Source organism: Methanomassiliicoccales archaeon, from assembly GCA_036504055.1.
In the GTDB taxonomy this organism is placed as follows: Archaea; Thermoplasmatota; Thermoplasmata; order Methanomassiliicoccales; family UBA472; genus DASXVU01.
This window is the reverse complement of the sequence record DASXVU010000045.1, coordinates 24,778-46,383: the sequence shown is the minus strand read 5'-3', so window position 1 is coordinate 46,383 and position 21,606 is coordinate 24,778. Positions and strand designations below refer to the sequence as shown.

Annotated in this window: 19 protein-coding genes; 14 read left to right on the top strand and 5 right to left on the bottom strand. The window is 57.4% G+C overall.

Going from position 1 to position 21,606, the window contains the following annotated elements; all coding sequences use genetic code 11:
• Window positions 1–52: 52 nt before the first annotated feature.
• The 3 genes from VGK23_10840 to hypB all read right to left on the bottom strand — a co-directional run bounded on the left by VGK23_10840 (window position 53) and on the right by hypB (window position 2,771).
• Complete coding sequence (locus tag VGK23_10840; GenBank protein HEY3421036.1) at window positions 53–670, bottom strand: hypothetical protein; 618 nt, start codon at window positions 668–670, stop codon at window positions 53–55.
• Window positions 671–698: 28 nt separating this feature from the next.
• The gene (purD, locus tag VGK23_10835; GenBank protein ID HEY3421035.1) at window positions 699–2,021 is read right to left on the bottom strand and encodes a phosphoribosylamine--glycine ligase; all 1,323 of its coding nucleotides are present in this window, start codon (window positions 2,019–2,021) and stop codon (window positions 699–701) included.
• 93 nt (window positions 2,022–2,114) lie between these two features.
• Window positions 2,115–2,771 (bottom strand): hydrogenase nickel incorporation protein HypB, encoded by a 657-nt coding sequence (gene hypB / locus VGK23_10830; protein HEY3421034.1) that lies wholly within the window; start codon window positions 2,769–2,771, stop codon window positions 2,115–2,117.
• A gap of 328 nt (window positions 2,772–3,099) precedes the next feature.
• Between hypB and VGK23_10825 the strand changes: the two genes are divergently transcribed.
• The 3 genes from VGK23_10825 (at window position 3,100) to gatE (ending at window position 11,173) form a co-directional block, all read left to right on the top strand.
• Window positions 3,100–7,914 carry a right-handed parallel beta-helix repeat-containing protein gene (locus VGK23_10825; GenBank protein HEY3421033.1) on the top strand — a complete coding sequence of 1,605 codons (4,815 nt, stop codon included), beginning with the start codon at window positions 3,100–3,102 and terminating at the stop codon, window positions 7,912–7,914.
• A 105-nt stretch (window positions 7,915–8,019) separates the two neighbouring features.
• Window positions 8,020–9,318, top strand: a complete 1,299-nt coding sequence (gene gatD / locus VGK23_10820; GenBank protein HEY3421032.1) for a Glu-tRNA(Gln) amidotransferase subunit GatD — start codon at window positions 8,020–8,022, stop codon at window positions 9,316–9,318.
• A complete protein-coding gene (gatE, locus tag VGK23_10815) occupies window positions 9,311–11,173 on the top strand; it encodes a Glu-tRNA(Gln) amidotransferase subunit GatE (protein HEY3421031.1) in 1,863 nt (620 codons plus the stop codon). The genes gatD and gatE overlap by 8 nt, the downstream gene beginning before the upstream one ends.
• On the opposite strand, the gene VGK23_10810 is transcribed toward gatE, so the two are convergent.
• Complete coding sequence (locus tag VGK23_10810) at window positions 11,163–11,744, bottom strand: HemK2/MTQ2 family protein methyltransferase (GenBank protein HEY3421030.1); 582 nt, start codon at window positions 11,742–11,744, stop codon at window positions 11,163–11,165. The two genes, gatE and VGK23_10810, sit on opposite strands and share 11 nt — an antisense overlap.
• 98 nt (window positions 11,745–11,842) lie before the next feature.
• Between VGK23_10810 and VGK23_10805 the strand changes: the two genes are divergently transcribed.
• The 4 genes from VGK23_10805 to VGK23_10790 are packed head-to-tail and all read left to right on the top strand — an operon-like array spanning window position 11,843 to window position 14,646.
• Window positions 11,843–12,763, top strand: coding sequence for a rhomboid family intramembrane serine protease (locus tag VGK23_10805; protein ID HEY3421029.1), 921 nt, complete (start codon window positions 11,843–11,845; stop codon window positions 12,761–12,763).
• Window positions 12,760–13,365 carry an MBL fold metallo-hydrolase gene (locus VGK23_10800; GenBank protein HEY3421028.1) on the top strand — a complete coding sequence of 202 codons (606 nt, stop codon included), beginning with the start codon at window positions 12,760–12,762 and terminating at the stop codon, window positions 13,363–13,365. Before VGK23_10805 ends, VGK23_10800 begins: the two co-directional genes overlap by 4 nt.
• 8 nt (window positions 13,366–13,373) lie before the next feature.
• Entirely contained in the window at window positions 13,374–13,985 is a 612-nt protein-coding gene (locus VGK23_10795; GenBank protein ID HEY3421027.1) for an HVO_0476 family zinc finger protein, read from the top strand.
• A gap of 7 nt (window positions 13,986–13,992) precedes the next feature.
• Complete coding sequence (locus VGK23_10790) at window positions 13,993–14,646, top strand: protein-L-isoaspartate(D-aspartate) O-methyltransferase (GenBank protein HEY3421026.1); 654 nt, start codon at window positions 13,993–13,995, stop codon at window positions 14,644–14,646.
• 2 nt (window positions 14,647–14,648) lie between these two features.
• Here the strand turns inward: VGK23_10790 and VGK23_10785 are convergent, their stop codons facing one another.
• The gene (locus VGK23_10785) at window positions 14,649–15,329 is read right to left on the bottom strand and encodes an HAD-IB family phosphatase (protein ID HEY3421025.1); all 681 of its coding nucleotides are present in this window, start codon (window positions 15,327–15,329) and stop codon (window positions 14,649–14,651) included.
• Window positions 15,330–15,461: 132 nt separating this feature from the next.
• On the opposite strand from VGK23_10785, the gene VGK23_10780 reads away from it, so the two are divergent.
• The 7 genes from VGK23_10780 (at window position 15,462) to VGK23_10750 (ending at window position 21,586) form a co-directional block, all read left to right on the top strand.
• Window positions 15,462–17,165 (top strand): NosD domain-containing protein, encoded by a 1,704-nt coding sequence (locus tag VGK23_10780; GenBank protein HEY3421024.1) that lies wholly within the window; start codon window positions 15,462–15,464, stop codon window positions 17,163–17,165.
• Between the two features lie 81 nt (window positions 17,166–17,246).
• On the top strand, window positions 17,247–17,960 hold the full coding sequence (locus VGK23_10775) for a TraB domain-containing protein (protein ID HEY3421023.1): 714 nt from the start codon (window positions 17,247–17,249) through the stop codon (window positions 17,958–17,960).
• A gap of 40 nt (window positions 17,961–18,000) precedes the next feature.
• Entirely contained in the window at window positions 18,001–18,666 is a 666-nt protein-coding gene (gene thyX / locus VGK23_10770) for an FAD-dependent thymidylate synthase (GenBank protein HEY3421022.1), read from the top strand.
• 51 nt (window positions 18,667–18,717) lie between these two features.
• Entirely contained in the window at window positions 18,718–18,909 is a 192-nt protein-coding gene (locus tag VGK23_10765) for a 30S ribosomal protein S17e (protein HEY3421021.1), read from the top strand.
• A 42-nt stretch (window positions 18,910–18,951) separates the two neighbouring features.
• Window positions 18,952–19,914 carry an ABC transporter ATP-binding protein gene (locus VGK23_10760; protein HEY3421020.1) on the top strand — a complete coding sequence of 321 codons (963 nt, stop codon included), beginning with the start codon at window positions 18,952–18,954 and terminating at the stop codon, window positions 19,912–19,914.
• On the top strand, window positions 19,911–20,723 hold the full coding sequence (locus VGK23_10755) for an ABC transporter permease (protein ID HEY3421019.1): 813 nt from the start codon (window positions 19,911–19,913) through the stop codon (window positions 20,721–20,723). Before VGK23_10760 ends, VGK23_10755 begins: the two co-directional genes overlap by 4 nt.
• Complete coding sequence (locus tag VGK23_10750) at window positions 20,714–21,586, top strand: ABC transporter permease (GenBank protein HEY3421018.1); 873 nt, start codon at window positions 20,714–20,716, stop codon at window positions 21,584–21,586. The genes VGK23_10755 and VGK23_10750 overlap by 10 nt, the downstream gene beginning before the upstream one ends.
• Window positions 21,587–21,606: the final 20 nt, after the last annotated feature.

Here is a 21,606-nt window from a genome sequence, read left to right as displayed (position 1 = left end):
TCCCCATCCCATTTTTTTTGATATGGACGGCCAGCCCCAGCCAGGGCCGCAATTATAATTTCCTGTCCAGACTGGTCAACTTGTTCTCTAGGCGTCTCATGCTGACGGCCACCGCGACCTCTCCCCTGGTCTTTTCCAACACTGACCGGGCTATGTCCTGCTTACGGCGGATGGATACGATAGCGTCAGGATAATCGAACTTCATGAGGATGAGGAACATCTCCTCCATCATCTCCAGATACCGGACCGCGTCTTCATTGCGACCTTCCCGGAGAGCTTCCAGAGCGAACCTCCTCAACTCACCGATCGCGTCAGCAAAGCCCATCAGGTAAGCGGTGACGGGGATGTCCAGTTCGTCCGGCTCAGGCAGGTCCTGTCCTTTGGTGATGGTCAGGACGATCGCCGCCTCGGCGACCTCCTGAAGGGCATCCTGCACGATGCCCGAGTGCCAGATGTCAGGATGTTCATTGAGCAGCGATTTCAAACGTTGCGATTCGTCCATCGTCTCGGCCATCAGGTTCTCCACGTCCTCTTTCTTGTGGATGCCATGGACTACTCCCGATGCCAGCCTGGTGGTCGCTCTCGAAGACTTGATGGCAATCTCCCTGACAGTGTCCTTCTCGTCAAGCCTCTCCTGTATCTTGGCGACGATCTCATCCAGGTTGCTCATGGAATGCCCCTATGTTTTGTTCCGTTATTTATGTTCTGAGGGAGTCCATGTGATCCTTCCGTCTCTGGACGATGTTGCTCTTGCCGATGTCGTGCCTCACGTAGATCGCTTCTCCCTTGACGAACCTCAACGCCCTCTCACAGGCCTGTTCGGCCTTCTCCAGTGAGTCATCGACACCGACGACGCCGACCGCCCGTGACGATGTGGTGAGGACCTTGCCGTTGACATCATCCACCATGGCATAGTATAGGCGGGCACCCTCCCTCTCGATCGCCGCCTCGTCCACAGATATCGGCAGTCCCGCCTTCGATTCCATGCCATAGCCTTGTGGCACCACATACTTGCAGACCGTGGCCTTCTTCAGGAAATCCACCCTGACCCGGTTCAGGTGGCCCTCGGCTATGCCTTGGCATATGCTGGGGAAATCGGATGACAGAATGGTCAGGACGTTCATTGCCTCCGGGTCCCCGAACCTGGCATTGTACTCTATGACCTTAGGCCCGTCCCTGGTCAGCATGAACTGGGAGTATAGGACCCCTTTATACGGGCAGCCTTCACTGCGCATCGCCCCGATCATCTTCCTGACGATCTCCACCGCTTTCTCATGCTCATCCCGGTGGACGAACGGTAGCAGATGGTCGGCGTCCGAGTAGGATCCCATGCCCCCGGTGTTAGGTCCTTCGTCCCCTTCAAAAGCCCTTTTGTGGTCCTGCACCAACGGCATGGGAGCGATGTCACGCCCGTCACAGAACGACTGAAGTGTGAACTCCTCTCCGATCGCCTTTTCCTCAAGGACGACCCCGGCCCCCCCGATGTGCTTTTCGAAGATCTCGTCTATGTATTGACAGACCTCGGTCTTGGTCCTCAGGTGCTCCCCTTGGACCTTGACGCCCTTTCCTCCAGTGAGGCCCACAGGTTTCACCGCGACCTCCATGTCCATGTCCTTGACGAAGGCCTTCGCCTCTTTCGCGTCATCAAATGAATGGAAATCCAGGTTCCCGGGAACCCGGTGCCTGCTCATGACCTCCCGGGCAAAGCTCTTGGAGGTCTCGATCCGGGCCGCGGCCTTGGTCGGCCCCACACAACGGATGCCTTCCGATTCAAGCAGGTCCACGAGACCCACCTCCAAGGGCGCTTCGGGCCCTATGACCGCCAGCTCTACCTTGGAACGGACGGCGAACTCTGTCACCTTTTGCGTGTCCGTCTCCCTGACAAGGACGATCTCCTTGCTGGACCTGGCGATCCCGGGATTGTGGTTCCTCATCGCGGAATATATCTCAGAACCGCCCCTCTCGAGCGCCTTGACGATGGCGTGCTCCCTGCCGCCCCCTCCTACCACCAGGATTCTCATTTCTGATCGGTCAGGACAATGGGCATCGCCTAATAAAAAGGATGTTGGGAGATGAGGCCTACCGGACCGGTAGGCCGGTGGCCAGGGTATCCGTCATTTGGAGGCGCCGATGGCCTTCATGACCGATTCAATGCCCTCACCCGTTTTGACGCTGGTGAGGTACAGCGGCTTGTTCCCCACTATCTTGGCATAGTCCGATCTGAGCACATCAACATCGACCTCCATATAACCCGCCAGGTCGACCTTGTTCAGCACCGCCACGTCCGATGAGGTGAAGATCATCGGATGCTTTCGCACCATATCGTCGCCCTCAGTGACCGATATGACGACCATCCTCACATCCGTTCCCAGCGGGAAATCGGCCGGGCAGACCAGATTTCCGACGTTCTCGATGAAAATGAAACCGATCCCGTCCAGATCCATCTTGTCCAACGTATGCTCTATCAAATTCGACTCGAGATGGCACTCCTTGCCGGTGTTGACGTTGTAAGCCTCGATCCCTGCCTCTTTGAACCGCCTGTAATCATCCTCTCCGGTCACATCACCGGCGATGACCGCCACCCCGATCCCCTTCTTCTTAAGCTGAGTGGCCATCTTGATGATCATGGCCGTCTTTCCGGAACCGATCGAACCCATAACATCGACCGACCGGATGCCCTTGGCAACCAGCCTCTCATGATTGTGCTCCGCCAGGTGGGCATTCTCCGCCAGCACGTCGTGTTCCATGCCGATGCTCTTGATCTTGTGCACGAACGTAGATGGATAATCTTGCCTTAACGGTTGTCATCAGAAGGGATAAAGACCGGGACGAGACCCAGTCGACGAGATTATTATCAACGATTATAATCAAAATTTAGCGGCCATAGGTTGTGCCCAACCTCTCAGGCCAGCAATTCATTCTTTTCAAATTCATTAATTCATTTCTTCGAATTTATAGGAATAAGCTTAAATGAATACATTTTGTTGAATTGTTTATTATTTAGGAGGAATGGGCACGTATTCGCATAATAAAAGCTCCGATCAGTTGATACTAGGAAAACTTGCCAGACGAAAAGGTCTCCTCATTGCGGGGGCATTATTGATCGTCTGCGCATTCGCGCTACTTTTGAGCGCCTCTGGCGCTAATGCCGCACCGACCTATGTCTATCAGGACGTATCTACCGACACTACCTGGACCGAGGCCGGCTCGCCGTATATCGTCAACCAGACAGTAACAGTGCCAACCGGAGTGACGCTCACAATTGGCGCGAATGTTGCAGTCAAGGTCGATCCCGGCCAACAGATAATTGTCAACGGTTCTTTGATGGCCAATGGCCAAGCGTCCAAGATGGTGACCTTCACCAAGAACAACAGCGTAACGATGTGGAATGGGATCACAGGCAACGAGAACTCCGTCGTCAACCTGAACTATGCCAACATAAACAATGAGACCCAGATAACGATCCACAATACCGGGGTCTTCACCAACTCCAAGTTCGCCAACTCTCTGTTCAGCTCCATTTATTTTCAGATCGTTTCAAAGGATGGAACATTGACGGTCACGAACTGTGATTTCACCTCAACCTCGAGCGGCGTTAACCACATCTATGGTGTAATAACCGTTTCTTCGGACGCCAACAACATCAAGACCATCAATGTACCGATCTCGATCACCGGCTCCTATTTCGGACCGGGATTGACCGGTTCGGGAATCATGATCAGTGAGAATGTGGTGTCTCGAGACAATTCCGCTGTAACGCTCAACAGCAACGTGATGATCAACAACAACCAGTTCAATACAGGGGCGCGTTCTGCGGTGGTTTTCTCCCATGCCCTGGATTCCTATGACAACTCTACCTCACAGGTGAACGGGGACACGACAATCAACACCAACCGCTTCAACAGCGGTCCGGCCGTTGGGTACGCCGACCTGGTCACCATCCATGACCTGGTCAGCCCGCTGATGGTTCACAACAACATAGCAAGCGTTACCGGCAACCTTCAAATCTCGAACAACGACATGAGGAGCGTTCAGACCTATGGAATCACCGCATACGCTCAGGTCGTTGCCTATGGAGAAAAGACCTCCAGCATCAATGTCCCGATCACAATATCCAGGAACAACATCACCTCCGCCGGCGACGGGATATTGGTCCAGAGACAGATGAACGCCTACGAGGACTCTACCGCGGCCATCTCAGGAGCGGTGACCCTCGATTCCAACAAGATATTCAATGCGGTCAATGGAGCATACGTCAGCACATCCGCAATCGCGGCGGCCAGCTCCAAAGCCTCGGTCATGATCAACTCAGACCTATCCTTCACGAACAATGTGATGACCACGATCACCGGTCGGGGTCTCTATGTATATGACCGTATGACCTCAGCCGGATCCAAAGCATCCTCGTTCACCGGTTCCGTGACAGCGACCAGGAACACAGTCAATGAAGATTCGGGAACGATGATCGAGGTGGACCGCTCAGGATTCAACTCGGTCGATGGTTCAAGCCTATCCATAAATGGTGGCATATTGATCACGAACAACCTGGCCACATCGTGCCGGAACCTTGTGACGATCAATATCAGCTACCTGTCCAACGGTAAGTCCACGATCACCGCCAACGGCGATGTGACCGTGAACGACAACCAAGCGGTGGATGCCTTGAACGGTGGGATAACCATCCTGTTCGCACCCAACGCAGCCGCCAACGGCACCACAATGGCCAACGTCAACATCCTGTCCACTGGCAACACGCTCCAGGTCTCGAATTCCTATGCGATGGATATAGAAAGGTCCCTAACCGTGACTGGCAACTCCACCGGAACCGTGTCCGGTACGGTCAGCCTTTCTGGCAACAACATCGTCGATGAGCATTACGTGGCCATTTTGGCCAGGAACTACGTCAACGCATATGACAGCTCAAAAGGCACGGTCAATGGGGACTTCAGCGTATCGGGCAACACCGTGTTGGTGAATGACCGAACGGCGGTCACCGTCGCCATCGGCGCCTATGCCGAGGTTAAGCTTGCAAAGATGACCACCACAGCATCCTACACTGGCAACGTCCTGGTCGCCGACAACAGCGTCACGGTGACCAACCTAAGCCTCCTTGTGTCACCGTACAACGGTGTCTATGTGAGCTACTATGCCAGAGGGTTCGCGGACGTCGCCGGTTCAAACCAGGGCGACAAGTGGGCAAATGCCAGCCTGGGCAATGTCCAGGTCCTGCGCAACACCGTCACACTGAACGGCAACAACGCCGGTGGGATCGAGTTCAACCCGGACCTGACCTCCTATGCGACCCATGGCGGCAGCGCTAGGGCGCAGGCCGGGACCCAATCGATCGCCAACAACCACATCATCGGGGTAGGCAACTTCCTCGACGGCGTCAAGATGAACATCGACAATCTGAATGCGGCAAGCATCGATGGTAACGCCACTGTTCTTTCGGGTTCGATCACCTTCCAGGCCAACTCGATCGATCTGGTGGGCAACAACAGCAGGGCCGTCAATGTGTACAACTACTTCACCAGCGACATCTATGCCTACCCTCACACCAAGGGCCTGGCCTCGCTGAAGGTCGATGGCGGCCTCAACATCGTGGGCAACTCCATCTCGACAAAGGGGAATGAGAACTTTGGAGTCTACTTCAACAATAACGCGCAAAGGACATACGTCAAGGTCGTAGACCTTAAGGCTCGCGCGCTCGTGGATTTCGACATCAACGTGTCCAACAATGTGTTGGACATGAAGGGCATGGACAACACCGGGATAACCTTCGTCAACCACAACCAAGGGGTCGGATACTGGGATGGCAATGTTACCCTTAAGACCGGGGTCCGGGTGGCTGGAAACAACATCGTTCTCGATGCCAATACCGGCGTCGGTGTGAACACGAACGTACTCCTGACCTTCGATCCCTTGTCCTTCAACGGTCATGCCTCAGTGAACGCCCAGGTTTCCATAGCCGATAACACCGTGTCCCATGGCCAGTTCGGTATCCAGGTCACCGGGTCAGGGGCCGGAGTGGTCCTTGTGTCCGGCAACAGGGTTACCGGAACCTACGGATCGGCGATCTCCATGGAAGGCAGCAATGCGATCATTGAGAATAACGTGCTCAGCGAGAATCAGGGGAACGGAATAAGCCTGGACAACTGTACCACCTCAACCCATATCGTCATCGGCAACAACACCATCGATCACAATGCCAACGATGGGCTGTACATCACTGACAGCAACTCCGTAACGCTATACAACGGCGTGTTCCAGGACAACGTCGCCCACGGCATCAACGTGCCCTCCGGAAGTCAGGTCAAGTGGATCATCGATTCCGCAGCATCCGTGAAGGACGGCGACGTGGTGTTCTTCGGCGCCATCGAGATCATGCCCTTCGGCATCCTTACAGTGGATTCCGTGAACTCTTTCACCGTTGGCGCGGCCGACAACGGCCTCACCCAGCTGATCGTTGACCTCGGCGGATCTCAGATCGTCAGGAACTCCAATATGTATTCCTACAGCGGCAACGGACTGTTCCTGGTCTATGGCAACCTGCAGATGACCAGTTCAGTGGTGAGCGAGTGGTCCGAGCTATTCCTGGGCAACACGTCGACCGCATCGATAACCTCCTGTACGATCCAGGGAAACTACAAGAACGGCATATTCATCGATGGCGCTAAACCAACCATATCCTCGACCACGATCGTGGCCAGCGGTATGGATGGAATATTCGTCAACGATGGGTCGGAGCCGAACATCAAGAGCTGCATAATAATGCAGAACGAGCGCGGCATCTACGCCAGGAACTCGAACCTGGACAACGTGGTTGACAACATCTTTGTCCTGAACTCCGTGGCCGGCATCTACGCCGAGGGCGTCGTGGGCAAGATCCATGCCAACATATTCCTGTTGGACAAGAACGAGATATTCCTGTTCAACTGCGCAGTGACCGTGGAGGACAACGAGATCGGATATGCCCGCATCGTCGACGATGTGGCCAAGTACTCGACGCTCCTGGCCTTGGTGCTCAGCTATGTGGACACCTCCTCCCTGACCCTGAAGGACAGCCCGAGCGACCTGATGGCCTCATCCATCCTGCCGGCCTCCCTGATGCCGATGCTCCTCGACCACGTGGGTATGTATGCCATCAACTCGGACGTGACGGCCAAGGGCAACACCTATGGAATGCTGAGCTACGCGGTGTATGCGGAGAACTCGACCATATCCTTCGGCGACACGGTCAAGGAGAACCTTATCGTCCTGCAGTGGCTGAACAAGAACCTGGACAGCAGGAACATAACCATACCGACGTTCGTGTACAACGGCATATACGCGATCAACTCCAAGCTGACCATGAACGGAGCGGCCATACAGTGCAGGAACGACGCCGTGTTCCTGGACGACTCCAGTGCGGTCATATCCAAGTCGGCGCTGAACGCTTCGAAGTTCGATGTCTACTCTATCCATAACAGCACGACCAACATCACCTCCACCACCATGGACGGGATGCTGAAGATAGAGGATATAGGCTCAATGACCTGGCTCAACCAGTTCACCGTCATCGTCAAGAACGCCGACGGAAAGCTGGTCGCGGGAGCCCCGGTCACCATCTGTGACGCCCACGGAAAACTGATCTCCAGCGGTGTGACCGGCAGCAATGGCCAGTATCAGGCGGACGTGACCGGATGGACCCAGAATGTGAACGGAAGGCAGGTCGTCTCCGATCCGTATTGGGTGAACGCCACGGTCGACGGTAAGGTCATCTCGCAGAAGGTAGACGGAAGCCAACCACAGACGGTGTCGGCCCAGGCGCAGAAGAGCACGATCGACACGATCATGCTTCCACTGCTCCTGGTCATCGCCCTGATCGTCGTGGTCGTGGTGATCATGGTGGTAACGAGGATCCGCAAGGTCTAAGCACAAACCCCTTTTCCAACCCTTTTCCAAATTTTCCTTTTTATCCTCATCCAAGTTCGCAAAATGATTAAGTGGCGAACGCGCATTCTACGCCAGGTGCATCAGATGGGTTATTCTCAAAGACTCCTCGACGTTCTCCGTATGCTCAATGCCGAGGAAGGCGACACCGTCCTGGTGAAGGACACAGGACGGGAGTACCGGGGCATCCTAATGCCCCACCATGAGTTCAGCGATCCGGACGTGGTCGTTGTCAAGCTCAAGTCCGGCTACAATGTGGGCGTCAAGACCGGTCCGGGCACGACCATCGAGGTCATTTCCAAGGTACAGCCCAAGGAGAGGAAACCGCACCACGCGCATCTCTCCAAGGACAAGAAGACGGTGGCGGTGCTGGGCACCGGAGGGACCATAGCATCCTACGTCGACTACCGCACCGGGGCGGTGCACCCGGCCCTGTCGGCCGATGACCTGGTGGCAGCCGTCCCTGAGATCGGGGACATATGCAATGTCCGTTCCGAGGTGATATTCTCCATCTTCAGCGAGAACATGACCGTGGAACACTGGCAGACCTTGGCCGGGGCAGTGGCGGAAAAGCTGAACGACGGCGTGGAAGGCTGCATCGTCCCGCACGGGACGGACACGATGGGCTATACCTCGGCGGCGCTCTCGTTCATGTTGGAGGGCCTGAACAAACCGGTCATCCTGGTCGGTGCCCAAAGGTCGTCGGACCGGCCCTCCACCGATGCCCACACCAATCTGGTTTCGGCGGCCCGTTTCATAGTTGAGGGGGATGTCGCGGGAGTGCATGTCCTGATGCACGAAACTTCATCGGATACCACCGGGGCGATCCATCTGGGAACCAAGGTGCGCAAGATGCACACCAGCCGGCGAGATGCGTTCCATAGCGTGAACTGCAGCCCGGTGGCCCGTATCGGGTTCGAGGGAGGGATAGAATATCTATCCGGATACCGCAAGAAGTCCGCTGGCAAGGTTACCTTAAAGGGATCGATGGATCCCAACGTGGCGTTGCTGCAGTTCTTCCCGGGCATGTCCCCTACAGCGTTCGCGTCGGTCCTTTCTTCCCATCACGGCGTGGTCTTCGCCGGCTCGGGGCTCGGTCATGTGTCCAAGGACATGGTGGCGGCCATCGACAAGGCGGTCAAGGCCGGGACCAATGTCGTGATGACGTCCCAGTGCCTGTACGGGCGGGTCAACCTGAACGTCTACAACACCGGACGAGACCTGATCACGGCCGGGGCGATCCCCGCCGAGGACATGCTGCCGGAGACCGCCTACGTCAAGCTGATGTGGGTATTGGGTCAGACCTCCGATGATGGAGAGGTGAGGCGGCTGATGATGACGGACCTTCGCGGCGAGATCACGGAAAGGAGGCAGATCGATGACTGAACACCAGCTCACCTGCGGAATCGAGATACACCAGCAGCTAAGCACGAAGAAGCTGTTCTGTTCATGCGAATCCGAGCTGGTGGAGGAAGAAGGGGCTACCCTGCTGCGCCGGCTCAGGCCGTCGCAATCGGAGCTGGGCGAGATAGACCGAGCTGTGCTGGCACAGGCGGCCAGGAAGATGAGCTTCAGGTACCAGGCCCCTCCGTCCAGATGCTGTCTGGTGGAGGCGGATGAAGAACCTCCCCACGATGCGGACAGGGACGCGGTCCAGGCATCGCTCATCGTGTCAGCCTTGCTCAGGGCCAGGCCGGTCGACGAAGTGCATTACATGAGGAAGATCGTCATCGACGGCTCGAACACCTCCGGTTTCCAGAGGACCGCCCTGATATCGACAGATGGGGTGCTGGAGGTCAACGGGAAACAGATATCCATCCTTTCGGTCTGTCTGGAAGAGGATGCTGCGCGCAAGGTCGAGACCAAGGCGAACGAGGTCACCTATCGCCTGGACCGTCTAGGGATACCTCTGATCGAGATCGCCACCGGCCCGGACATGCACGATGGTGAGATGGTCAGGGACGTCGCACAGAGGCTCGGCTCGATCCTGAGGGCCACCAAGAAGGTGAAGCGAGGATTGGGAACGATACGGGAGGATGTCAATATCTCGATACCAGGCGGCGCACGCGTCGAGATAAAGGGCGTACAGGACCTCAAGCTGCTTCCGACATATGTCGAAAAGGAGGTGGAGAGACAGGGCTCGCTGCTGAAGATACGGGACATGCTTCGCGAGAGGGGCGTGACCCAGGTCTCAGGGGAGGTGATGGACTATACAGCGATATTCGCCTCATCCAAGTCAAAGGTAATAACCTCAGCGCTGGCCAAGAGCGGAAGGGTGCTGGGCATCAAGCTGCCTGGTTTCGTCGGGGTCATGAAGAGCCAGGACGGCAGGCTCCGACTTGGCGCGGAGATGGCCCAGCATGCCCGTACCCGGGGCGTCATGGGCATCTTCCATTCGGACGAGCTGCCCGGTTACGGCATAACGCCGGAGACGGTGGGCGAGCTACGAGACGCGATGGGATTGGGGGAAGAGGACGCCTTTGCCATCTGCGCCGACGATGCGGCCAAGGCGGACGCGGCGCTGAGGGCGGTGGCGGAGCGGGCCAGGACGGCATTGGATGGTGTCCCGGAGGAGACCCGGGACCCGCAGCCGGATGGAGGCAGCGCATTCTCCAGACCATTGCCCGGTGCGGGAAGGATGTATCCGGAGACGGATGTCAGGCCGATCCCGATCTCGCCGGAACGCATGGCCGAGATCGGCGCCAACCTGCCGGAATTGCCCGAGCAGACCATCAACCGCTTCGTCACTGCATACGGGATCCACAAGCAGCAGGCGGCCCAGATAGTCAGGGAAGGGTTCGAGCAGCTCTTCGAGGAACTGGCCGGGAGGGACCAGGCCGGGGTGGCTGCACGTACCTTCCTGAACACCTACCCGGAACTGGAGAAGGAGGGCGTGGACGTCTCCTCCATTACCGACACCTCCGTCCGGGAACTTTTTGACGCTTTGGCCAAGGGGAAGTTCACGAAGGAGGCGTTACCAGACCTATTGAGGCACGTTGCCGAAGGGAAGGGCGTCAAAGCCTCCATCGATGCGCTGGGCATCACCCAGGTGGACAGCGGTGAGGCGAGCGCGATCATATCCAAACTGGTCAGGGAGCGGGAGCACTTCGTCCGGGAGAAGAAGATGGGCGCCATCGGACCGCTCATGGCCCCGGCCATGGCGGAGCTTCGCGGCAAGGTGGACGGCAAGACCATCAGCGAGATCCTGAAGAAGGAGATAGAGAAGCTGCTCAGCACATGATCTCGCGGGGCACCAGCTCCAACACCCGAAGCTCCTCGAAGAAGAGGTGCTGGGCCCGCAGCTCCTTTATGCGGAATGGATCGAGCATAACCTTGAGCATGGTCTGTTCCATGTCGGAAGAGACGATCACCACGATCCTTCCGTTCTGGTTGAGATGCGGTGGGGCCTGTTCCAGGAACCTTCCCAGGGTCTCCGTGCCGGTCCTGCCTCCAGCCCAGGCAAGGTCGCTCACTTCGGTGCCCTCTCCCCGGAGATAGGGCGGATTGAAGACGATGAGGTCGAAACAGCCTTTGACGTTCTGGAACAGGTCCGAACGGATCACATCGAGCCTTAGGCCGTTAAGGCCGGCGGCCGCCTTGGCGCAGAACGCCGCCTCCTGGTTCACGTCGACCGCGGTCACGGTCGCACCCGCCTTGGCCAGATGCAAAGAGACGAGGCCGCTGCCGCATCCTATCTCCAAGGCCCGGTCCCCGGGAACGATCTCCAGCGCGTCGATGAGCAGGAACGTGTCGTCGGAAGGGCAGTATACGCTCTCCGGGCAGTTCACCACTATCGACGTATCCAGTTTCATATGCGTCTCTCCTGACATCATTCCCCGGTGGGCGGATAAATCCATTGGCCCTTGTCCTGGAGATGATTGCGAAATAATATTAAGCGGCGGTGCGCTTGGTGGCGTCCGAGCCCATGGACATTCTGTCGATACTTGCGGTAGTCGTGATGCTGGTGGCAATGGCGGTCGGGTTCATGAGGAGGTTCAGCTACACCAACGTCCTGGTAGTGGCCAACCTCGCCGTCTTCATGCTGACACTTCTGGCTCCATTGACACCATTCTCCGGCGGGCTGACCGCGGTGCAGACCGACCTTGGGTTCAGGTCGTCCTATTTCACGAACGACCAGAGCCATCTCTATACGATATTCACCAACCTGTTCATCCACGCGAACTTCTTCCACGTCATCGGGAACATGCTATTCCTGTTCCTCATCGGCAATTCCTACGAGGAGCGGGTGGGCAAGAACAAGTTCATCGCCACTTATCTCATCGCCGGCGTTGCAGGCACTCTGGTCGAGTCGGTCGTTCTGAGCGGTTCGAACAGCCTTCTGATCGGTGCTTCGGGCGCCATCGCCGGCGTCATGGGCGCAATGCTGCTGCTCTATCCGCGGGACAAGGTTCCCATGTTCCTGCTGATCATATTCCTGCCAGCCGTCTCGGTGTGGCTGGCGGTCGGGTCATGGTTCGCTTGGCAGGTGTTCCTGGCATTCTCGACCCCCAGCGCCCTTGTGGGGGGCGGTGTCGGTTTCGGGGCCCACTTCGGTGGTTTCCTCGCTGGCATGCTGGTGGCGCATCTGTACCCGCAATCACTGGCCAAGACGCCTCGGGCGGTGGACGTCACCGACCTCGAGTCCCTGGCGACGACCAAGGAGCTCAAGGATGCACTGGACCACATCCGCGGGGAGACAAATCCGGACATCCGGAACGCTTGGCTGGATTATTTCGCCGAGCACGCGGTCTGCCCCAAGTGCGGCGGCCGCCCCAAGTGGAAGGGAAACAATATTAAGTGCTCCTGTGGATTTGAATCATCATTGAAATGACGCCAATACAGGTGAAGGTCCTGTGCCAAGGCCGCATCGTCAGGGAAGGCAAGGTGATCCTGGAAGCCCATTCGTCGGTCACCGTGGTCACCTGGCCCGAACATGTCATGATCGTAGATTCCAGCGACAGCGAGTACCGCCCCCGTGTGATCGACGCATTGTCCGCCAACGAGATCGACCCGGACCAGGTGGACATAGTCGTCAACACCCACCTGCATTCGGACCACTGTTCCAACAATGACCTGTTCGGTTACGCGATACAAATGGCCCATTGGATGGAGGGCCCCGATCGACGGTATGTCCAGGTCCGTGAGGACCAGGAACTGTACCCAGGGATCACCTTGGTGCATACTCCGGGACACACCGCAGGGACCATGAGCGTGTTCGTGGAGGCGGAGCGAAGATACGCGATAGTCGGGGACGCCATACCGACCTTCGAGAACGTGAGGCGTTGGGCGCCTCCGGGAGTGATCAGCGATGGAGAGGCCGCACTAAGGAGCATGAAGAAGATCGTTTCCTTCGCCGACGTGGTGGTCCCGGGTCACGATGCCCCGTTCGAGGTGGACCGTATAAACGATAGATTTATCCAGAACAGAGCTTAATCGCCGTGATGAGTGATATGAACATACCGAACGCCCTCAACCTCGAATGTCCGGACTGCGGAGAGAAGACAGTGCACGAGGTGCTGAGGGGCAAGATCAGCAAGGAAGGGGACGTGCTGGAGACAACGGTCAAATGCCAGCAATGCGGGAAGATCTATACGACGGTGGTCAGGGAACCTAAGGCGGTCCTCGTGCCGATCATCGTCTCAGAAATGGCTAGCTCCAAACGTTACGAGGTGGAGATGGCCCAGGGGGATCTGGTATCCTATGAGGACGAGATGTTCGTGGAGGACATGCCGGTCCTCATCACCGGACTGGAGGTCGACGGCCGCCGCGTGATGAAAGCGAAGGCGGAAGAGATTTCCACTCTATGGGCGAAGAAGTTTGATAAGGTAAGGGTAAGAATAGCGGTCAACAAGGGCAGCAAGACGCTATCTGTTGACATCACCGCAGCCCCCGACGAGGAGTTCTTCGTCGGGGACCTGATGACCCTGGGAAGGGAGGAAGTGGTCATCCATTCGATCAAGACGTCCGATGGTGGTATGGCCAAGAGCGGCGCCGTGCGGGCCAGGGAAATCGTCCGCATATACGCCAAGAAGGCCAGGACGACATACTCCTGAAGGTCCAATGAGTACCGAGCAAGAACGGAAGAGGATGGTAGCCAGGCTGGTCGCGTCCGGTTACGCTTATGGCAAAGAGGCGGTGGCGGCCATGGAGAAGGTGGAACGGCACCGTTTCCTGCCCAAAGAGATGGAGAGCGCGGCCTATGTCGATTCTCCGCTCGCCATCGGCGAGGGCCAGACCATCTCCGCCCCGCACATGGTCGGCATGATGGTCAGCGGGCTTGACCTCCATCCCGGCCTGAAGGTGCTGGAGATCGGGGGCGGTTCCGGTTACCATGCGGCCGTGATCGGCGAGATGGTTAAGCCAGGCGGCCATGTCTACAGCATAGAAAGGATACAGTCGCTGGCCGACCGGGCGAGGTCTAGCCTGGAGACGGCCGGATACGCAGAGGTGGTCACCACCATCGTGGCCGACGGATCGAAGGGGTGCCCGGCCTACGCCCCCTATGACCGGATCAGCGTCGCCTGCGGCGCGCCCGACGTCCCCCCTCCGCTCTTCGAACAGCTGAAGGAGGGAGGCAAGATGCTGATCCCGGTGGGGGGACGCACCTACCAGGAGCTGTACCTGATCACCAAGGTCGGTGGCGAGATGAAGATGCAGGACATGGGGTCCGTTCTCTTCGTCCCGCTGATCGGGGAGTACGGGTTCAAGGAGTGAGCTCATCCTTTCAGTCCGGTCTGCTGGCCTAGTATGTGGGGCAGGATGTCGGAGAGGTCGTTGCTACGGACCACCACATTCGCCTGGTGAGCGACATAGTCATCTATCGGGTTGAAGGCGATCTTGAGCCTGGACGCCTCGAACATAGACACGTCGATAAAGCTGTTGCCGACGCTGCAGACGTGCTCCCGGTCGACACCGTAGATCGATGAGAACCTCTCCACTGCCTGGCGTTTATTGGACAGTTCCACCCGTAACACGCCTTCCCCGGTCAGCTTGCCAGAGGTGTCGCAGGCGAAACCGTTCGCCACCCAATCGTCGAACCCGAAACGCTTGGCGATCTTGCTCGCCACCACATCCAGGCCGCCGCTGACGATGACCGTTTTGATTCCGTGCCATTTTAGTTCGTCCACCGTCTTTTGGATCCCTTCCACTATCGGCAAAGGTTCCAGGATGGTGGTGACGTCCGACAGGCAAAGGTTGGGCCTCTTCGCCAGCCAAAGGCCTATGTCACGACGCATGAACTCCATGTCGTCGATCTCTCCCTTGACGAAGGCCTTGATCGACTCTTCGCTCTTGACCCCGAAATGGTCGTGCACCCAGGTCCAGGACGACTCATAATCGACCAGGACGCCATCCATGTCGAAGGCGACCAATCCGAAGTCATGCCTTTCTTTCGTCATATCCAGACCGAGGCAGGAGGAGGATATTAAGGATTGTGAAAACAATTGGAGGCAAAGTCCGGTACATCTAAATAAACAGAAAAAATGCCCTTAACATACTAGTTGCTACTATCGGCACTAGGACGTGTTGAAATGAGAAAGGATCCAATCCAAGCATCGCAGGTGGCGATTATTTCGACGTTACTGTTCGCTATGCTGTTGATGGCGGTCCCGTCCGGTCACTCTACCGCGGTCACAGACCTCAACGGCACCGGGGCGGGGACCACCCTCACCGAGTTGACCAGCCTCAACGCACACGCCCCCATCCGGATCGATGGTGATGCGGACCTTGTCGCCCAGGCGACCGTCGAAGGATGGTCGGGTACCGGTTCGATCGGGAGCCCATACATCATCCAGAACCTCGACATCAACGCGACCGGTTCGTACAACGGCATCTACATCGGTAATGTCACGCTGTGCTTTGTCATTGCCAACTGTTCGATCTCCGGCGCGGCCAGCGCCCCCGCCAACGATTACCCTTACAGCTACGGTGCGGGAATCACGGTACTGAACGTTTCAGGCGTAGCGACGGTCCATAACAACCTCTGCGATGGGAACAGCGAAGGCATCTTCGTGTATGGTTCGAACTTTTCCATGCTGGAGAACAATACCTGCGACAACAACGGTTACGACGGGATCAACCTATACGGGTCCAGTTCCGGGACGATCCGTAACAACATCTGCAGCGGCAACGCCAATACCGGAATATACCTGGCTGGGTCCAGCAAAAGCAACGCGATAACCGGAAATGTCTGCAGCGCTGAAGGATACGGGATCTATCTATTCCGTTCCGGATCGAACACCGTCGCCGCGAACGTCTGTAAGAGCGACGGTCACGGAATACTCCTGGGAATTTCCGAAAACTGCACCGTAACCGGCAACTCCTGCACCGGCTCGACCTTGAGCGGGATCACGCTGGAAGGGAGCAATTCCACCGTCGTTTCCCAGAACACCTGCAACGACAACGGTTATTACGGGATATTCCTGGACACTGCCAGCGGTGACACCGTTTCCTCCAACGTCTGCAATGGGAACAAGTACTACGGGATCTTCCTGGGCGGATCCCATTCTAACACCGTGAAGGACAATGAGTGCGGATCCAACAGCTTCTATGGGGTTTACCTGTACAGCTCCTGGTCCAACCTGATCGCCGGCAATACCTGCAACTACAACACACACTACGGCGTCTACCTGTACAGTGCCAGCATCAATAACACGGTCCGATCGAACGTGTGCGACGGGAATTCTGAGGTAGGCATTTTCCTCTATTCTTCAGGCACCGAGAACCTGGTCAGCACCAACGACTGCGACAACAACGGCCACTACGGCGTCTACCTGTACTCGTCAAACCACACCACGATATCTGAGAACCATTGCCGGATGAACGGTTACTATGGGATATACCTGTACAACGGGAGCTCCAACAATTCCGTCATGGGCAACACCTGTGACGAGAACGTGGCAACTGGAATATTCCTTTACCTGGATTGCGGCAACAACTCCATCGAGTCCAATATCTGCAATGATAACAAAGGTAAGGGCATCCAGGTCCTCCAGGGGTGCGCTGACAACGCCATCGCAAAAAACACCTGCCTGAACAACGGCGAGGCCATCAACGTCGATGGAACGAGCTTGGGGAACAAAGTGACCGACAACACCGTGGTGGCCACCACGAACAATGACTGGGCGTGGTTCGCGGTCGGAGGGGCGGCAATCCTGGCCATAGTGCTCGGAGCCTTCCTGGTCCTGCGGAGCAAGAGGCGATCGGCAAGGAAGAAGGGGAAAAGCGGCAGGTGAAACCGGCGCTATGGCGAATCCGCGTGGCCAGCTGAACGCAGAGGGTAGCCTTATAATAACCTCGAATCCATTGGCATCAGCATGATAACGCTAGTCGGGGTCGGGCACGTCTTCGACATCGCAGCACAGGTGAAACAGGTGATCCGGGAAAGGGTCCCGGGTGCGGTGTGCATCGAGCTCGACCAAGAACGGTACGAGGCCCTCCGTCATCCCCGGCAGCGAGGGGATGTGCCGTTGCCGTACAGACTGCTGGCGTTCATGCAGAGGCGCATGGCCCATCAGTACGGGGGAGCGGTTGGCAACGAGATGCTGGCGGCCGCGGACGAGGCCAAGGAGATCAACGCTGCCCTTCTGTTGATCGACGCCGAGGCGGGGAACCTGTTCAACCGGCTCTGGCAGGAGATGTCGTTCCGGGAGAGGGTTCTGCTCATGGTGTCGAGCTTGGGAGGGCTTCTCATGAGCCGCAAGCGCATCGACAACGAGATCGAGAGCTTCCAGGAGAACGAGGCCACCTACCTGGAGCAGATGGGCCAGGAGTTCCCCACCATCAAGCGTGTGCTCATCGACGAGCGGAACCAGCTCATGGGTGCCCGAATAATGTCCGCCGAAACGCAGTTCGGCAGTGTGGTCGCCGTGGTCGGGGATGGGCACGTCGACGGGATACTGTCCCTGATCAACCGTCCAGATGTTGAGGTGATCCGTCTGAAGGCGCTCAAGGAGATCCAGGTCAAGGACGTCCATAGCGGGTCCGGCACCTCCGATGCACATATCCAGTTCACGGTCCAGAGCGAGTGACGGAAGGATTAATCATCCGGTAGCGAATCTCCTAGGGTCCATGAAGGTCAAGCTGCTGTCATACACCAACCAGGCGGAGGTGCTCTGCGCTACCGCCGCCAGGACCTGTTATTCCTCCGACGTCCCGTCAAAGATACTGGAGAATGTCGACGCCGCCAAGGCCGGCAAGTTCATCGACAACGTGGTGGGGATGGGGCATCATTCGATCATCGAGCACGCCTACTACACTTTCTCGCTGGAGGGCGTTTCCAGGGCAATGACCCATCAACTGGTGCGTCACCGATTGGCATCCTTCTCCCAGCAGTCCCAGCGATACGTATCCCTGCTCACCCCCGATTACGTCGTCCCACCGACCGTAAAGGGCAAACCGGAGGCGGAGAAAAGGTTCGAGGAGGCAATGGACCAGGCCTGGGAAGCCTACCGGAGGCTGGCCGAGCTGGTCCCGGTCGAGGATGCCCGCTACGTTCTCCCGAACGCCTGCACCACCAACATCATGGTCACGATGAATGCCAGGGAATTGCTGCACTTCTTCACGATGAGATGCTGCAGCCGGGCCCAGTGGGAGATAAGGGAAGTGGCGGACCTGATGCTCGATGAGGTGCTCAAGGTATCCCCTTCCATCTTCAGGGATGCCGGGCCGGGGTGCGTTCGTGGGCCATGTCCCGAAGGCAAGATGTCCTGCGGTCGTCCAAGGGAAAAGCGATGAAAAAGCCTTATATAGACTGAACTCTTTTGGCGCTCACTCAAGGTCGTTATTATGGGCAACGTCCGACCAACTTACATTAAGCGTGTCGCTATGGAACTCGTGCAGAAGTACCCCCGGGCAACTTCCGCCGATTTCGAGAACAACAAGGTGCTGGTATCCAAGCTCACCGACGTATCGTCGATCGTGATGAGGAACCGCATCGCCGGGTACATATCCCGATACTGGCAGAACCAGGAATTCTAAGGCGAAACCTATATCATGGCTCCCCAGAATCCGGTGTGAGCCATGGTCAAGGCGATCGAGGTCCGGGACCTCACTAGGCTTTTCGGTGGAAAGAAGTCGACACCCAGCGTAGCCCTTGACCATCTGGACCTCGAGGTCGAGGGAGGAGAGCTTTTTGGCCTTCTCGGGCCCAATGGCGCCGGCAAGACCACCCTCATCAAGATACTGTCCACCTTGTTGCTCCCATCATCTGGATCAGCAAAAGTGCTGGGATACGATGTGGTCAAGGAAGCGGCCAAGATCCGTCCCCGGATCAACATGGTCTCCGGAGGCGAGACATCCGGCTACGGGCTCCTCACAGTCAGGGAGAACCTCTGGATGTTCTCGCAGTTCTATGGCATCCCGGGGAAGGAGGCCAAGGAGACGATCGACGACCTCCTGGCCAAGTTCGACCTCCTGGACAAAGGCGATGCCAAGGTGCGAACCATCTCCACCGGCCAGCGGCAGAAGATGAACGTGGTCCGCGGTTTCGTCACCGACCCGGACCTGCTGTATCTGGACGAACCGACCCTCGGCCTGGACGTGAACGCCTCCCTCATCATCCGCGAACATCTTCGTTCCTGGGTCAAGGGAGACAAGGGCAAGACCCTGCTCCTTACCACCCATTACATGATCGAGGCGGACGAGCTATGCGACCGGGTGGCGATAATCAACGACGGAAGGATACTGGCCTGCGATTCGCCCCGTAACCTCAAGAAGCTTATCTCGAAGAACACCACGTTCAGCATCGAGACCACACCGTTGAGCGATGCGAGCGGTCTGTCCAGGGTCCGGGGCGTCACCGGATACTCGGCGGAGACCGCCGGCGAGCACACCGTGCTGAAACTGGTGACCGAGGATGAATCCTCCATCTCCGACATCATCTCATACCTCACCCAGCGCAACGCGAGGATAATCTCGCTCAGCAAGAACGAGCCGACGCTGGAGGATGTGTTCATACAGATGGTGGGGAGAGGGCTCGAATGACCGATTGGCGGCTGAACGGAAGAGCGATCATCGGGCGGGCCTATCCCCGTGTCCTCGGGGTCATGCGGGAACCGTCATGGATCCTCTTCGACATCTTCCTGCCGCTGCTAGGGATCGCCGCGTACATATTCTACTACCGGGCCATGAACGCCCCGGAGATGTATACCGGCTTCATTGTGATCGGCGGAGCCATGACCGCCTACTGGATGAACGTGCTGTGGTCCATGGCGACGCAGTTCTACTGGGAGAAGGAGGTGGGCAATCTGCAGCTGTACATGCTCGCCCCGATGTCCCGCATGAGCGTGCTGGCCGGTATGGCTCTCGGAGGTATGCTCATGACCACCATCAGGGCGGTCTCGACCGTGCTCCTGGGCGTGTTCCTGTTCAATGTACAGCTTACCCTGGCACAACCGCTGGAGCTTGCTCTGGTCTTCTCTTTGACGCTCATCGCGCTCTATGGCATGGGAATGATGTTCTCCTCCCTGTTCCTGATGTGGGGACGCTCGGCAATGCAAATGACCTCGCTGCTGCAGGAACCGATCTATCTGGTGTCGGGATTCTATTTCCCGGTGAAGGCCCTGGGCTACTGGGTGGCGTTAGGGGCCTCCATACTCCCCATAACCCTGGGCCTTGACGGCATGCGCCAGCTGCTGTTCGGCGTCAGCTCCAACGGGTTCCTGCCGGTCGACCTTGAGATCATCATCCTGGCAGTGCTGGCGGTCGCGTTCTTCTTCCTGGCCAGGCATTTCCTGGAGTATATGGAGAACATGGGCAAGAGGGAAGGGAGGCTGACCCTGAGATGGCAGTGAGGGAACAGCTCTCGACCCATTGGCGGACCTTCCGCTGGGCATCCTGGCTGGGGTGGCAGATGGAGGCGAATTGGACCAATTGGTACCTGTTCGTCATCTATTCCATTGCCAAGCCCATAGCCGGGACCCTCATCGTCGTCATCATGTACCTGATCGTGTTCGGAGGGGTGACCGGGGATCCGACGTTCTTCTCCTACATGTACCTCGGGAACGCATTCTACATCTTCATCGGCCAGGCGCTTTTCGGGACGACCTGGGTCATTCACGAGGACCGGGAGCACTACCAGACCCTGAAGCAGATCTACATGGCCCCGATCAGTCTGTTCGTCTACCTGATCGGGAGGGCCATGGCCAAGATCGCCGTGGCCGGAATCGCGGTGATAATCACTCTGGCCTTCGGGATGTTGGTCCTGCAACTTCCCCTGGCGATGCTGAATATTGACTGGCCACTGCTGGCGCTGGCGCTGTTGATCGGCCTGCTCTGCATGGTCTCGATCGGGGTGGCCCTGGCCGGGATAACCTTCCTGACCGCCAAGCATGGCTACGGCATCAATGAGGGCGTGGCCGGCATCTTCTACCTGTTCTGCGGGGCGATCTTCCCGCTCACCGTCCTTCCCGATTGGGGGAGGGCGATCGGTCAGGCCATACCCATCACCTACTGGCTTGAGATCACCAGGAGGGCGATGCTTCCCGGTTCGGGCATATCCACCATCAGCGGGTTGGGGGATTTTTCCAACGTCCAGATACTCTCTTTTCTGCTCCTCTCGGCGGGGATATTCCTAGTCTTCTCCACCGGTATATTCAAGTATGCGGACTATCTTGCCAGAAAGAAGGGCAAGCTCGACATGAGCACGTCCTATTGATGCGCGGCGGCGACTGGATG